Source organism: Streptomyces sp. NPDC046122 (assembly GCF_056429965.1).
In genome coordinates, this window is record NZ_JBWKLQ010000011.1 from 81,620 (window position 1) to 95,581 (window position 13,962).

Below are 13,962 nucleotides of genomic sequence, written 5' to 3' on the forward strand. Positions count from 1 at the left end.
AAAAACGCACGTACTTCAGTGTCCCATGCCCATGCCGGAACTCCCTCCGGGCCGAACGTCCAGGCCGCAGGGGGTGCGCTCGTAGGATCCTCCGATCCGCTGCCCGTGTCCTCAGTCGTCCGGGTCCGCCCGGTCCAGCGCGGGCCGGGGCGCCGTGCCGGTCTCGCTCAGCAGGAAGTCGGCCGCGGCGGTGTCCGTGACCAGGCTCGTGACCAGGCCCGATCTGAGCACCGCGTCGATGGCGGCCGCCTTGCGCAGCCCGCCCGCGATGGCCACCACCTCGGGAATCCGCCGCAGCCGGTCGGCCTCGACGGTGATGCACCGCTCGCCGAGGTCGCGCCCCACCCGGCGGCCCTGGGCGTCGAACAGGTGCGCCGACATCTCGGCGGCGACGCCCAGCGAGGCGTAGTGGGCGCGCTCCTCGTCGGAGAGCATGTCGTGGACGGTCGAGATGCCCGGCTCCCAGGAGCCGATGGACACGGCCGCGACGGTGACCTTGTCGAAGTACTCGAAGGCGCGCGCGATGCCGGTCTGGCTGCGCAGGGCCGCCGCGGTCGCCGGGTCGGGCAGCAGCATCGGCGCGTAGATCGGGTGCGCCTCGCCGCCGGAGACCTGGGCGGCACGGCGTACGGCCTCGACCGAGCCGCGCTCCGCCGTCCCCGCGTCGTACACGCCGGTCAGCTGGACGACCGTGCACGGCGGCAGCTGGTGCAGGGCCGCCGCCATGTGGATCGTGGAGCGGCCCCAGGCGAGGCCGAGCACGTCGCCCTCGTTCACCAGCTCGCCGAGCAGGTCGGCCGCCACCTCGCCCAGGTTCTCCGGGTCGGTGGGCGCGCTGCCGGCGAAGCCCGGGGATCCGGGGAGGGCGTCCTCGGTGGCGTCGGCCGGGGACTCGACCACGACCGCGTGCCGCAGGCCGTAGCGGGCGCGCAGGGCGTCGGAGCGCTCCGCGTCCAGCTCGGCGGGCACCCTGATCTCGATCCGCACCAGATCGCGCTCGAGGGCGGTCTCCAGGACCCGGGCCACCTTGAAGCGGCTGACGCCGAACTCCTCGGCGATCTGGATCTTGGACTTGCCCTCCAGATAGAAGCGGCGGGCCATGGCCGCCGCCTGGACCAGCTCTGCGGGTCCCATCCGCAGGGCTGACCGGCCCGCCGACATTGCAGACACCGCGATCTCCTCACTGCTGTTCACACTCTGGGCTCGCTGTTCATCCTGTCAGATCAGCGAGACCTTGATCAGCCCCGAAGGGCGGCGTTCACCGAGCCGTGGCTCAGTGTCCGCATGCCCAGCCGGCCGTAGCCGTGGTCTCGGCCGCCTGGTTGCGCAGCATGCGCACCGCGGCGGCCGGGTCGTCCGTGCCGTACACGGCCGAACCCGCGACGAAGACGTCCGCGCCGGCCTCCGCGCAGCGCTCGATCGTCGACGCCGATACGCCGCCGTCCACCTGGAGCCACAGCTCCAGTCCGTGCTTGGAGATCAGCTCACGGGTGCGGCGGATCTTCGGCAGCATGATGTCGAGGAACGCCTGGCCGCCGAAGCCCGGTTCCACGGTCATGATCAGCAGCATGTCCAGCTCGGGGAGCAGGTCCTCGTACGGCTCGATGGGCGTGGCCGGCTTCAGCGCCATGGAGGCGCGGGCCCCCTTGGCCCGGATCTCGCGCGCCGTGCGGACGGGGGCGGCGCACGCCTCGGCGTGGAAGGTGACCGATCCGGCGCCCGCCTCGACGTACTGCGGGGCCCAGCGATCGGCGTCCTCGATCATCAGGTGGCAGTCGAGCGGGATGTCCGTCGCCCGGCTGAGGGACTCCACGATCGGGACGCCCAGCGTGAGGTTGGGAACGAAGTGGTTGTCCATCACGTCGACATGGAGCCAGTCGGCGCCCTCGACGGCCTTCGCCTCCTCCGCCAGGCGGGAGAAGTCTGCGGAGAGGATACTGGGATTGATCTGAACAGCCATGGGCCAAGCCTGCCATGTTCCGGGGCGCTTCCTCGCCCCGGTGGGCCCCTCGCTACGGACCAGAGGCGCCCGCGACCGGCACAGTCCTCGCAATACTGGCGATTCGGCCCACGACAGAGGGTCAGGGGGCGCCATGCCCGAGACGCACGAGCTTCCGACGCCGCCGTACCGAGGGGCCGCCCGGCCGGTCTGCGGGCGGCGCGGCAAGTGGGTCGTGGTGGTGCTGTGGCTGGTGGTGATCGTGCTGGCCTTCCCCCTGGCGGCGAAGCTCACGGACGCCCAGGACAACGACGCCGCCTCCTGGCTCCCCGGCAAGGCCGAGTCCACCCAAGTGCTCCACGAGGCCGAGGAGTTCAGGCCGCAGGTGATTCCGGCGATCGTCGTGTACGCCCGCGAGAGCGGCCTCACTCCCGCCGACCGGGCCCGCGTCGCCGAGGACGTCGCGGCGTTCAAGGAGCTGCGGGACCACGGGGTGCGCGGCGCCGAGACGCGCGGCCCCGTCCTGGACCGGCCGGAGGACCCGCGCGCGGCCCAGGTCTTCGTACCGATCACGATGGACGAGCAGGGGTGGGAGCGGCTCGCGCCCGCCGTCGACTCGCTGCACGCGCAGACGGGCGACGGCGAAGGCGGCCTCGCGGTGTACGTCACGGGACCGGGCGGCACCTCCGCCGCGTTCTCCGAGGCCTTCGAGGGCATCGACTCCACCCTGCTGCTCGCGGCGCTCGGCGTGGTGATCGTGATGCTGCTGATCACCTACCGCAGTCCGACCCTCCTGGTGGTCCCAGTGATCGCGGTGATCGGCGCGCTGGTCGCCGCGCAGGCGCTCATCTACCTCCTGGCCGAACACGCCGACCTGACCGTCAACGGGCAGAGCGCCGGCATCCTCACGGTGCTCGTCTTCGGCGCGGGGACGGACTACGCCCTGCTGCTGGTCGCCCGCTACCGGGAGGAACTGCGCCGCCACGAGGACCGGCACGAGGCGATGGCGCTCGCCCTGCACCGGGCGGGACCCGCCGTGCTGGCCAGCGGGGCCACGGTGGTGCTCGGCATGCTGGTGCTGATGTTCGCGGAGATGAACTCGACCAGCGGGCTCGGTCCGGTCGCCGCGATCGGCGTCGCGGTCGCCCTGCTGGCGATGCTCACGCTCTTCCCCGCGCTCCTGGTGATCTTCGGCCGCTGGATCTTCTGGCCGGTGATCCCCCATCTCGGCTCCCCCGAGCCCACCGAGCGGGGCCTCTGGGCCCGTACGGGCCGGCGCATCGCGCGTCGCCCGAGGGCGGTCTGGGGCGTCACCGCTCTCGTGCTAGCCGCCTTCGCGCTGGGGCTGACCCAACTGCGGGCCGAGGGCGTCGGCAACGCGGACGCCTTCACGGGCAGACCCGCCGCGATCACCGGGCAGGAGGTACAGGCCAGGTACTTCCCGGCGGGCAGCGGCGATCCGCTGGTGATCGTGAGCAACGCGGAGCAGGCGAGGCAGGTCGGCGAGACCGTGGCGCGGACGGGCGGGGTCGTGCCCGCCTCCATCGGCGTGCCGCCGGGCACGAAACCGGTGCACGAGGGCCGGGTACTGATCGAGGCGACGATGACGGACCGCGCCGACAGCGCGGCCGCCAAGAACACGGTGGAGCGGGTACGGGCGGCGGTGCACGCCGTGCCGGACGCCGACGCGGCGGTCGGCGGCGGCACCGCGGCGCTGCTCGACATGGACCGGGCCACCACGCACGACAACGTCCTGATCATTCCGCTGGTGCTGGTCGTGGTCCTGCTGGTGCTCATGGTGCTGCTGCGCTCGCTGGTAGCGCCGCTGCTGCTGATCGGCACGGTCGTCCTGTCGTTCGCCGCCGCCCTGGGCCTGAGCGCGCTCGCCTTCCGGTACCTCTTCGACTACGCGGGCGAGACGACGGACTTCCCGCTGTTCGTCTTCGTGTTCCTGGTGGCCCTGGGCATCGACTACAACATCTTCCTGTCCACCCGGATCCGCGAGGAGGCCCGCCGCCAGGGCACCGCAGCCGGCGTGGTCGCCGGGCTGGCGGCCACCGGAGCGGTCATCACCTCGGCCGGCCTGGTCCTGGCGGGCACGTTCGCCGCCCTCGGCACCCTGCCGCTGGTGGCCTTCGCCGAGATCGGCTTCGCGGTCGCGCTGGGTGTGCTGCTGGACACCTTCGTCGTACGGTCCGTCCTGGTGCCCGCACTGTTCCTCGACGCCGGTCCCACGGTGTGGTGGCCGCACCGCATGGCCCGCGAGGGCCGGTAGGCGCGGCCACCGGTTCACCACTCGACGTCGTCGCCGGCCACGATCGCGGCGTGCATGTTGCGCCGCATCATCTCCAGCGCGGCCTCGGCCAGCGGCGGATGGATGTGCGCCACGGCGTCCCGCGGGACGGTCACCCGCAGGTGCCGGATGTGCGCGTCGAGCGCCGAGTACAGCACGCACTGCTCCGTGACCTGGCCGCACAGCACCACGTGGTCGGCCCCGAGCGAACTCAGCAGATAGCCGAGCGGCGTCTCGAAGAAGATCGAGTGGCGCGCCTTGACCACGAACAGCGAGTCGTCGTCCGGCTGGAGGGGCCGCACCAGATCCGCGTGCGGCCCCGCGAGCGCGGTGTCGACGATCTCGCCGTGGTGCGAGCGCCATTCGCCGAAGTTGTCGTTGACGTAGATGACCGGAACGCCGCTCTCCCTGGCGCGCTTGAGCAGCCGGACGATCGCCGGTACGGCCTCGCGCGCCGAGGGAAGCAGCAGGTCCGCGTCGTCGTGGTCATATGTGTTGATCATATCGATGACGATGAGCGCGGTCTTTCCCATACGCCTCAGGGTTCCCGAAAGCCGGCGATCGTCCCACTCGGAAACGAGTCGCTCGGGTCCTGTCCGGTCGGCCGGGCCGGTCGCGGCCGCCGATGCGCGGCCGCGGCGCACGGGCCGGCACGATCGGCCGGACGAGGCTCAGGCGGTCCGGCGCAGCAGCGCCAGGTACATCGCGTCCGTACCGTGCAGGTGCGGCCACAGCTGTACGTCGGGCCCGTCGCCCAGCGCCGGAACGCCGGGCAGCAGCGGCCTGGCGTCGATCCACTCCGCAGCGGCCGGCGTGTGACCGCCGCGCCCCTTGAGCACGTCGTCGACGACGACCCGGGTCTCGGCCAGGTGCGGCGAGCAGGTCGCGTAACCCACGACACCGCCCACGCGTACCGCGCCCAGCGCCTCGCGCAGCAGCCCGCGCTGGAGCGGGGCGAACCCCTCCAGGTCCTCGGCGCGGCGACGCCAGCGCGCCTCGGGGCGGCGGCGCAGCGCGCCGAGCCCGGAGCACGGCACGTCCACCAGGACGCGGTCGAAGGAGCCCGGGAGCCACGGCGGCCGCGTGCCGTCGGCGGCGACGACCTGGTACGGGCCGGGGTTGCCGGCCAGCGCGCGCTCCACGAGACGGGCGCGGTGCGGCTGCTTCTCGGCGGCCAGGAGCGCGGCGCCGCGCCCGGCGGCGAGTCCGGCCAGCATGGCGGCCTTGCCGCCGGGGCCGGCGCAGCCGTCGAGCCAGCGCTCGTCCCGGCCCTCGACGGGCGCGTTGGCGAGGGCGACGGCGACCAGCTGGCTGCCCTCGTCCTGGACACCGGCCCGCCCCTCGTGGACGGCCGCGATCGCCCCCGGCTCGCCGCCCTCGGCCAGCCGTACGGCGTACGGGGACCAGCGGCCCGGCAGCGCGGACTCCTCGCCCAGCACGTCGAGCAGCTCGTCGGCGGTGGAGCGGCCGGGACGGGCGACGAGCGTCACCTCGGGCCGCTCGTTGTCGGCCTCCAGCAGGTCCTCGATGCCGGCGCGGCCGCCGCCGAGGGCGTCCCAGAGCGCGCTGACGATCCAGCGCGGATGCGAGTGGACGACTGCCAGGTGCTGCTCGGCGTCGTCGTCGTACGGCGGGGCGACCTGCTCCACCCAGGCGTCGAGGTCCTGCTTGGAGATCTTCCGCAGCACCGCGTTGACGAACTTCGCGCGCCCCTCGCCGAGCACCACGCGCGCCAGCTCCACGCTCGCCGACACGGCGGCGTGCGTCGGGATGCGGGTGCCCAGGAGCTGGTGCGCGCCGAGCGCCAGTACGTCGAGTACCGGCGGGTCGACCTCGCGCAGCGGCCGGTCGATGCACGCCGCGACGACCGCGTCGTACGTCCCCTGGCGGCGCAGCGTCCCGTACACCAGCTCGGTCGCGAGCGCGGCGTCGCGTTCGTCGAAGCCGCCCTTTGCGCGGGCCTTCTTCAGCAGCGGCGGCAGGACGAGGTTCGCGTACGCGTCCCGCTCGTCGACGGCGCGCAGCGCCTCGAACGCGAGGAAGCGGACCGGGTCCTTCTGCGGACGCCGGTGCGGCTTGGCGGGACGCTTGGCGGCGCGCTTGGCGGGACTGCTGCTTGGCTGGTCACTCACGAAAAAGGTGCTCCGCTTGAGAGGGGGACGAACCCTCTCAGCGTACGTCCGCCGGCCCGACGTGTTCGCCCGGGGCGATCCGCACGCCGCGCGCCCAGTCGGCCGCGAGCATCGGCTTCTTGCCCTGCGGCTGCACCCACAGGAGCTCGACCGGATGCGAACCGGTCCCGGCGTACACGTTCTTCTTTCCCGCCGACAGCTCGCCGGGGGCCAGGGCCAGGTCGGTCCGGTCCGGCAGCGGCTTCACCGCGACGAGCTTGAGCCGCTCGCCCCGGAACACCGTCCAGGCGCCGGGGGCCGGCGTGCAGCCGCGCACGACGCGGTCGACACGCAGCGCGGGCGCGGTCCAGTCGATCTGCGCGTCCTCGACGGTGATCTTGGGAGCCAGCGTGATGCCCTCGGCGGGCTGGGGCACGGCCTGCAGGGTGCCGTCCTCGATGCCGTCCATGGTGGCGGCGAGCAGGCCGGAGCCCGCGAAGGCGAGCCGGGTGAGCAGGTCGCCGCTGGTGTCGGTGGGACGCACCTGCTCGGTGAGGACGCCGTACACCGGCCCGGAGTCGAGCCCTTCCTCGATGAGGAACGTCGACGCGCCCGTGACCTCGTCGCCCGCGAGGACGGCGTGCTGCACGGGGGCGGCGCCGCGCCACGCCGGCAGGAGCGAGAAGTGCAGGTTCACCCACCCCTTGGCCGGGATGTCGAGGGCTGCCTTGGGCAGCAGCGCGCCGTACGCGACGACGGGGCAGCAGTCCGGGGCGATCTCGCGCAGCCGCGCGAGGAACTCCTCGTCGCGCGGATGGGCCGGCTTGAGCACCTCGATCCCGGCCTCCTCCGCGCGCACCGCGACGGGGCTGGCCACGAGCCTGCGACCGCGTCCCGCGGGGGCGTCCGGCCGGGTGACGACGGCGGCGACCTCGTGCCGGTCGGAGGCGATCAGGGCGTCCAGGGCGGGTACGGCGACCTCGGGGGTGCCTGCGAAGACGAGCTTCATCGGTGGCGCGGGCCTCTCGGGCAGGAAGGGCGGAACGGGTGCGGCGTCAAGGGACGCACCAGTCTATGGGCCGCCAGGGACTGTGGCCCCAGGGGGCGTACGCACATCCGCGCGCCCCGCGCGCATGTGCGTACGCCCCCACCAGCGTGACCCCGGCGACGGGTGACGCGTTGGTCAAGTGAGATTGACCGAAACGGCCCGCGCGAGCGGCCCCGACCCTCGTCACGCACCCCCTTTCCGTCCTTCTTCCGCCCTTTCTTTCACGCCGGTTCGAGAGGCTTGTTCATGGCCGACCACGCAACCCACGACGCCCAAGCACGGGCCAGCCTGCATCTGTTGGTACGGGACATCGAGCGGGTCCGCCGGCAGGTGGACGCACTGCGCACCCTCACCGCCCAGCTCGGCAACGTCTACCGCCCGCGCCGCTCCGGCCCGTCCACGGGCTTCGTCGTCTACGGCCGGGCCCCGGCGCCCACCGTCCGCCTCGCGCAGGAACTGCGGGACAGCGTCGAGACGCTGGTCACCGCCGCGGTCGACTTCGACCGTTCGCTCGGCTTCTCCTGGGACGCGGTCGGCTCGGCGCTCGGAGTCACGAAGCAGGCCGTGCACCGGCGTTACGGCGCGCGGCGGGCCGCGGCGCAGACCGCCGCGCCGGCCGAGGCGGAGCTCGCCGCCGAGGCGGCGACCGCCACCCGGACCCTGCCGGCCCCGCCGCCCGTGCCGTCCGTGCCGGCGGCCCGTTCCATGCCGCCGCAGCCGACGGCCGCGAGCCAGTCGCTGCGCGACGAACTGCGCCCGACCGCCTTCCCGGGCCCCCGCAACGGCTGACCGTCTTCCCCCGCCCCGGCCGTCCGCCGTACGCCGCCCCGGCGCACCCGGCGGGACGGTCGGGCTCCCCGGCCCCTCCCGTCTCCACTGCCGGGCCCCGAGCCTGCCGCCCCACGCCCTCCCGGCACCGACCGTTCCGGCTCCGCCCGGCGAGGGCGCGCGCGTGCGGAGCCGCGCCTCACCTCCACGGTGCAGGGAGGGGACATGCCGGGCGCTCCCCCGCAGGTGCCGAACGCAACCGTCCCGAACAGCTCGTCGCCCCGACACGTTCGGCACCCGGGGAGACGCCTCCCGCGGCACCACCCCACAGACTGCGGACGGCGGGGACAGGGGCCGGCCTGCTCCGCGACACTCAGCGCGGCCCCGGCCCGCGAAGGCCCCCCGACACGGCAGGGCCGGACCTGTTCCGCGACCGGTGCCCCCGGGCAGGGCACCCGCCCCAACGGCCCGCCATCCCGTCGCCGCCGCCCGTCAGCCGATGTCCGGCGGATCGATCCTGATCCGCACCGGATCGCCGCCTCCCCGGGCCAGCCGCGCCGCCTGCGCCGCCTTCAGCGCCGCTGCGAGCGCGGCCCCGCTCCCCGGCGGCACCCGCAGCAGCGCCCGCTCCCACACCTCGCCGACCGGCGGGTCGCCGGGCCTGCGGGGCCTGCCGGGCTCCACCACGGGCAGCGGCACGGGCCCCAGCACCTCGGCGTCCCCCGGCAGTTCCGCCGCCGCGAGGAACGCCGCGATCGCCTCCGGCCGGCCGCTCACCGCCGCCATCCGCGACACCGGTGGAAAGCCCAGCTCCGCGCGCTCCGCCAGCTCCCGCTGGGCGTGTCCCACCGGGTCCCACCGCACCAGCGCCTGCACCGGCCGCAGCGACGGCTCCGCGACGACGACCACAGTGCCGCCCTCAGCCTGGCCCCTGACCAGCGCCGATGCACTGATCCAGCGCCGCAGCGCCTCCTCCCCCGCCCGCAGGTCCGGCCGCCCGAGCATGGCCCAGCCGTCGAGCAGCAGCGCCGCCGCGTAACCGCCCTCGGCCACCGGCTCGGCACCCGGCGTACTGACCACCAGCGCCGGCGCCCCCGGCACGCTCTCCAGCACATGGTCGCGCCCCGACGTACGCACCGGCACAGCGGGAAACGCCCGTCCCAGTTCCTCCGCCGTGCGGCGCGCCCCGACGACCTGCGCCCGCAGCCGCACACCGCCGCACTCACCGCACCGCCAGCCGGCCGCGTCCCGGCCGCACCACCCGCAGTGCAGCTCCTGCTGGTCGGCCGCCTCCAGCGGCCCGGCGCAGTGCCGGCACCTTGCGGGGGTACGGCACCGCTCGCAGGCCAGGCTCGGGACGTATCCGCGCCGGGGCACCTGCACCAGCACCGGCCCGGACCTGAGCCCGTCCCGCACCGTCTGCCATGCCAGGCTGGGCAGCCGCGCCGCCCGGGCGGCCCCGTCCCGGGCCACCTCCTCGTCGCCGACGGTGCGGATCAGCGGGGCGGCGGCCCGCACCTGTTCGCGGCCGGCCCGCAGCGGAGCGGCCCACTTGCTCTCCACCAGCTGGGCCGCCTCCACCGTGCAGCTCGTGGCCCCGAGCAGGAATCCGCACCGGCTGTGCTGCGCCCGCAGCTCCAGCACCTCCCGCACGTGCGGGAACGGCGCGTGGTCGTCGCTGTGGCTGGAGTCCCCGTCGTCCCACACCGCCACGAGGCCCAGGTCCGTCACGGGAGCGAACATCGCGGCCCGCGTCCCGATCACCGCCCGCACCGACCCCCGCCGCGCGGCCAGCCACTGCCGGTACCGCTTCTGGGGCCCGGCGTCGGCGGTCAGCAGCGTGTGGTGCCCCTTGCCCACCAGCGCGTCGAGTGCGGCGTCCACCCGGGCCGCGCTGCGCCCGTCCGGAAGCACGACGAGCGCGCCCCTGCCCGAGGCGAGCGTCGCCACCACGGCGCGGGCCAGCTCCTCGGGCCAGTGCGGCCCCGGCAGGGCGTTCCACACGGCCCGCGGCGCCCGGCCCGCCGCCAGTTCGCGCAGGAAGGCGGGCCCGTGGGCGTACCGCTCCCAGGTGCCGGCCGCCGGCGCCTCGGGCGGCGGCAGCGGGTCGGGCGAGGGCTTCGCCTCGGCCGGACCGTTCCTGGGCGGCACGGCGAGCTGCAGTACGTCGGCGAGGCTCCCCGCGTAGCGGTCGGCGATCGCCCGCGACAGGGCCAGCAGGTCGGGGCTCAGCACGGGCTCCGGCGACACCACATAGGCGAGCGCCGCCAGCGGCCCCGCGTAGTCGGACTCGGCCCGCCGCTCGACGAGGAACCCGTCGATCATCCCGCCGCCCTCACGGCGGCCGCCCTGCACGTTGTGCGCCCCGGCGCCGAACCGCACCCGTACCCGCACTCCCGGCTGGGCGACGGCGTCCAGCTCCTCGGTCACGGCATAGTCGAAGTACTTGTCGAGGTGCAGCACTCCCTTGTCGACCAGGACCCGCGCGACCGGCAGCTCCTTCGCCAGCGGCGCCCCGCGCCAGGTCCGCGGCTTGGCCTTCGGGACGTTCGCCTTCCGCACGGTCTCCCGAATGAGCGCAAGCTGCTCCGGCACCCCACCCCCGGGCTCTTCGGGCCGCTCGTCGTTCCTGCTCACAGCCAAATTCCTACCAGACGCCACTGACAGCGCGACCAGCGCGAAGGCCCCGGACCACAGCGGTCCGGGGCCTTCGCGCTCGTGCGGTGATCAGGGCGGTCAGATACCCGCCGCCGCGCGCAGTGCGTCCACGCGGTCCGTGCGCTCCCAGGTGAAGTCGGGAAGCTCGCGGCCGAAGTGACCGTACGCCGCCGTCTGGGCGTAGATCGGGCGCAGCAGGTCGAGGTCGCGGATGATCGCGGCCGGACGGAGGTCGAAGACCTCCGCGATCGCGTTCTCGATCTTCTCGGTGGCGACCGTGGCGGTGCCGAAGGTCTCGACGAACAGGCCCACCGGCTCGGCCTTGCCGATCGCGTAGGCGACCTGGACCTCGCAGCGCGCGGCGAGACCCGCGGCCACGACATTCTTGGCGACCCAGCGCATCGCGTACGCGGCCGAGCGGTCGACCTTGGACGGGTCCTTGCCGGAGAAGGCGCCGCCGCCGTGGCGGGCCATGCCGCCGTACGTGTCGATGATGATCTTGCGGCCGGTGAGGCCGGCGTCGCCCATCGGGCCGCCGATCTCGAAGCGCCCGGTCGGGTTGACCAGCAGGCGGTAGCCCTCGGTGTCCAGCTTGATGCCGTCCTCGAGCAGTCCGCTCAGGACGTGCTCGACGACGAACTCGCGGATGTCGGGAGCGAGCAGCGAGTCGAGGTCGATGTCCGAGGCGTGCTGCGAGGAGACGACGACCGTGTCGAGGCGGACGGCCTTGTCGCCGTCGTACTCGATGGTGACCTGGGTCTTGCCGTCGGGACGCAGGTACGGGATCGTCCCGTTCTTGCGGACCTCGGACAGCCGGCGCGAGAGCTGGTGCGCCAGGTGGATCGGCAGCGGCATCAGCTCGGGCGTCTCGTCGCAGGCGTATCCGAACATCAGGCCCTGGTCGCCCGCGCCCTGCTTGTCGAGCTCGTCCTCATCGCCTTCGACACGGGTCTCGTACGCCGTGTCGACACCCTGCGCGATGTCCGGGGACTGCGCGCCGATGGACACCGAGACGCCGCAGGAGGCGCCGTCGAAGCCCTTCTTCGAGGAGTCGTACCCGATCTCGAGGATCTTGTTGCGTACGAGGGTGGGGATGTCGGCGTAGGCCTTGGTGGTCACCTCGCCGGCGACGTGCACCAGGCCGGTGGTGATCAAGGTCTCCACGGCGACCCGGGAAGCCGGGTCCTCCCGCAGGAGCGCGTCGAGGATCGTGTCGCTGATCTGGTCAGCGATCTTGTCGGGGTGGCCCTCGGTCACGGACTCCGAGGTGAACAGGCGGCGGGACACATCGCTCCCTGGGGTTGCAGCGGCTGCTGGCTGAGCATTGATGGAACGGACCGGGAGCTGCGCCCGGCGTCGGTCCGGCATCAGTTTATCGGTCGCTTCCGGTCGGCGGACCACGCGTCTCGCTTCTTGGGAGCCCTGTGACCAGCGGCACTGCATTGTGCAGCACGGCCGAGGCCCTCCGCCAGAGGGCGAAAGGCCCGATTCCCAAGGGCTGTGGCCGCCGGGCGCGCCGCGGCGCGTACGGCGGCGGTCACCCGAGCCGGCGGGTGACCAGGTCCCAGACCGTGTCCGCGAGGGCTTCCTTGGGGCCGTACGGCACCGGCGTCTCGCCGCCGTCGGCGTCGAGCACGACGGCCTCGTTCTCCTCCGAGCCGAACGTCTTGCGCTCCCCCACCTCGTTGACGACCAGCAGGTCGCAGCCCTTGCGGCGGAGCTTGTCCCGGCCGTTGGCGAGGACGTCGTTGGTCTCGGCGGCGAAGCCGACGACCACCTGTCCGGGAGGTCCGGGCCGCTCGGTGGAGATCTCGGCGAGGATGTCGGGGTTGCGCACCAGCCCGACGGGGGCCGGCTCGTGGCCGTCCTTCTTCTTGATCTTCCCCGCGGCGTACGCGGCTGGCCGGAAGTCGGCCACGGCCGCCGCCATCACCACCACGTCCGCGTCCGCCGCGGCCTTCAGTACGGCCTCCCGCAGCTGCACCGCCGTGCCGACGCGGACGACGTCCGCGCCCGCCGGGTCCGGCAGCCCGGTGTTGGCCTCCACGAGCGTGACCCGGGCGCCGCGCGCGACGGCGGTGCGGGCCAGGGCGTATCCCTGCTTGCCGGAGGAGCGGTTGCCGAGGTAGCGGACCGGGTCGAGCGGTTCGCGGGTGCCTCCCGCGCTGATCACCACGTGCCGGCCCGCGAGGTCGGGCTCGGCCGCGCCCCGTGCGAGGACGCGCCGGCAGACCTCGAAGATCTCGTCCGGGTCGGGCAGCCGGCCCTTGCCGGTGTCGGCGCCGGTCAGCCGGCCGACCGCCGGCTCGACGACCACCGCGCCCCGGCGGCGCAGCGTGGCGACGTTCTCCTGGGTGGCCGGGTGCTCCCACATCTCGGTGTGCATGGCGGGGGCGAAGATCACCGGACACCGGGCGGTGAGCAGGGTGTTCGTGAGGAGGTCGTCGGCCAGCCCGTGGGCCGCCTTCGCCAGCATGTCGGCGGTGGCGGGGGCCACCACGACCAGGTCCGCGGCCTGCCCGATCCGTACGTGCGGCACCTCGTGCACCGACTCCCACACCTCGGCGGAGACGGGGTTGCCGGAGAGCGCCGACCAGGTGGCGGCGCCGACGAAGTGGAGCGACGACGCGGTCGGCACGACCCGTACGTCGTGGCCGGATTCCGTCAGCCGGCGCAGCAGCTCGCACGCCTTGTACGCGGCGATGCCGCCGCTGACTCCCAGCACGACCTTCGGCTTGTCCACTGCGTCTCCCCGCTCACCCGGTTGTCCGGCACGATTCACGTCCCTATGACACACCACAGGCCCGGCAGTCTCACTGCCGGGCCTGTGGTGGAAAAGATTCCTGCGCCTGCTGACTACTGCGCCGGGCCCTCAATGGCCTCGGAGGTCAGCAGACCCGCGTTGATCTCGCGCAGGGCGATCGAGAGCGGCTTCTCGTGGACGTGGGTGTCCACCAGAGGGCCGACGTACTCGAGCAGACCCTCACCGAGCTGCGAGTAGTACGCGTTGATCTGACGCGCACGCTTCGCCGCGTAGATCACGAGGCTGTACTTCGAGTCCGTGGCCTCGAGCAGCTCGTCGATCGGCGGGTTGATGATGCCCTCGGGCGTGGAAATGGAAGAGGACACGCTCTACCTTCCGATA

At 73.6% G+C, this 13,962-nt stretch carries 11 protein-coding genes; 2 read left to right on the forward strand and 9 right to left on the reverse strand.

From position 1 onward, the window contains the following. Positions 1-111 precede the first annotated feature (111 nt). Positions 112-1,194: a sugar-binding transcriptional regulator gene (locus AC07FK_RS25235; RefSeq protein ID WP_454375079.1), complete on the reverse strand. Its 1,083-nt coding sequence runs from the start codon at positions 1,192-1,194 to the stop codon at positions 112-114. 79 nt (positions 1,195-1,273) lie between these two features. Next, on the reverse strand, positions 1,274-1,960 hold the full coding sequence (rpe, locus tag AC07FK_RS25240; protein ID WP_479107222.1) for a ribulose-phosphate 3-epimerase: 687 nt from the start codon (positions 1,958-1,960) through the stop codon (positions 1,274-1,276). Between the two features lie 133 nt (positions 1,961-2,093). Here rpe and AC07FK_RS25245 point away from each other — a divergent pair, with 133 nt between their 5' ends. Next, positions 2,094-4,214, forward strand: a complete 2,121-nt coding sequence (locus tag AC07FK_RS25245; protein WP_479107223.1) for an MMPL family transporter — start codon at positions 2,094-2,096, stop codon at positions 4,212-4,214. Between the two features lie 14 nt (positions 4,215-4,228). Here the strand turns inward: AC07FK_RS25245 and AC07FK_RS25250 are convergent, their stop codons facing one another. From AC07FK_RS25250 to fmt, 3 genes are all read right to left on the reverse strand, one after another. Then, a complete protein-coding gene (locus AC07FK_RS25250) occupies positions 4,229-4,765 on the reverse strand; it encodes a cysteine hydrolase family protein (RefSeq protein WP_479107224.1) in 537 nt (178 codons plus the stop codon). Positions 4,766-4,903: 138 nt separating this feature from the next. Next, the gene (locus AC07FK_RS25255; RefSeq protein WP_479107225.1) at positions 4,904-6,364 is read right to left on the reverse strand and encodes an RsmB/NOP family class I SAM-dependent RNA methyltransferase; all 1,461 of its coding nucleotides are present in this window, start codon (positions 6,362-6,364) and stop codon (positions 4,904-4,906) included. Between the two features lie 37 nt (positions 6,365-6,401). Beyond that, positions 6,402-7,352 carry a methionyl-tRNA formyltransferase gene (gene fmt, locus AC07FK_RS25260; protein WP_479107226.1) on the reverse strand — a complete coding sequence of 317 codons (951 nt, stop codon included), beginning with the start codon at positions 7,350-7,352 and terminating at the stop codon, positions 6,402-6,404. A gap of 285 nt (positions 7,353-7,637) precedes the next feature. Between fmt and AC07FK_RS25265 the strand changes: the two genes are divergently transcribed. Next, positions 7,638-8,180: a hypothetical protein gene (locus AC07FK_RS25265; RefSeq protein ID WP_479107227.1), complete on the forward strand. Its 543-nt coding sequence runs from the start codon at positions 7,638-7,640 to the stop codon at positions 8,178-8,180. A 471-nt stretch (positions 8,181-8,651) separates the two neighbouring features. Here the strand turns inward: AC07FK_RS25265 and AC07FK_RS25270 are convergent, their stop codons facing one another. The 4 genes from AC07FK_RS25270 to rpoZ form a co-directional block, all read right to left on the reverse strand. Further along, the gene (locus AC07FK_RS25270; protein ID WP_479107228.1) at positions 8,652-10,796 is read right to left on the reverse strand and encodes a primosomal protein N'; all 2,145 of its coding nucleotides are present in this window, start codon (positions 10,794-10,796) and stop codon (positions 8,652-8,654) included. 99 nt (positions 10,797-10,895) lie between these two features. Continuing rightward, the gene (gene metK, locus AC07FK_RS25275) at positions 10,896-12,104 is read right to left on the reverse strand and encodes a methionine adenosyltransferase (protein WP_479107229.1); all 1,209 of its coding nucleotides are present in this window, start codon (positions 12,102-12,104) and stop codon (positions 10,896-10,898) included. A gap of 250 nt (positions 12,105-12,354) precedes the next feature. Beyond that, positions 12,355-13,560, reverse strand: coding sequence for a bifunctional phosphopantothenoylcysteine decarboxylase/phosphopantothenate--cysteine ligase CoaBC (gene coaBC / locus AC07FK_RS25280; RefSeq protein ID WP_479107230.1), 1,206 nt, complete (start codon positions 13,558-13,560; stop codon positions 12,355-12,357). 113 nt (positions 13,561-13,673) lie between these two features. Beyond that, entirely contained in the window at positions 13,674-13,946 is a 273-nt protein-coding gene (gene rpoZ / locus AC07FK_RS25285; RefSeq protein WP_028814064.1) for a DNA-directed RNA polymerase subunit omega, read from the reverse strand. Positions 13,947-13,962: the final 16 nt, after the last annotated feature.

Excerpts from the sequence above, each read along its gene's own strand:
- rpe (WP_479107222.1), bottom strand. The coding sequence starts at position 1,960 with ATGGCTGTTCAGATCAATCCCAGTATCCTCTCCGCAGACTTCTCCCGC.
- AC07FK_RS25265 (WP_479107227.1), top strand. The coding sequence starts at position 7,638 with ATGGCCGACCACGCAACCCACGACGCCCAAGCACGGGCCAGCCTGCAT.
- AC07FK_RS25250 (WP_479107224.1), bottom strand. The coding sequence starts at position 4,765 with ATGGGAAAGACCGCGCTCATCGTCATCGATATGATCAACACATATGAC.
- AC07FK_RS25245 (WP_479107223.1), top strand. The coding sequence starts at position 2,094 with ATGCCCGAGACGCACGAGCTTCCGACGCCGCCGTACCGAGGGGCCGCC.
- fmt (WP_479107226.1), bottom strand. The coding sequence starts at position 7,352 with ATGAAGCTCGTCTTCGCAGGCACCCCCGAGGTCGCCGTACCCGCCCTG.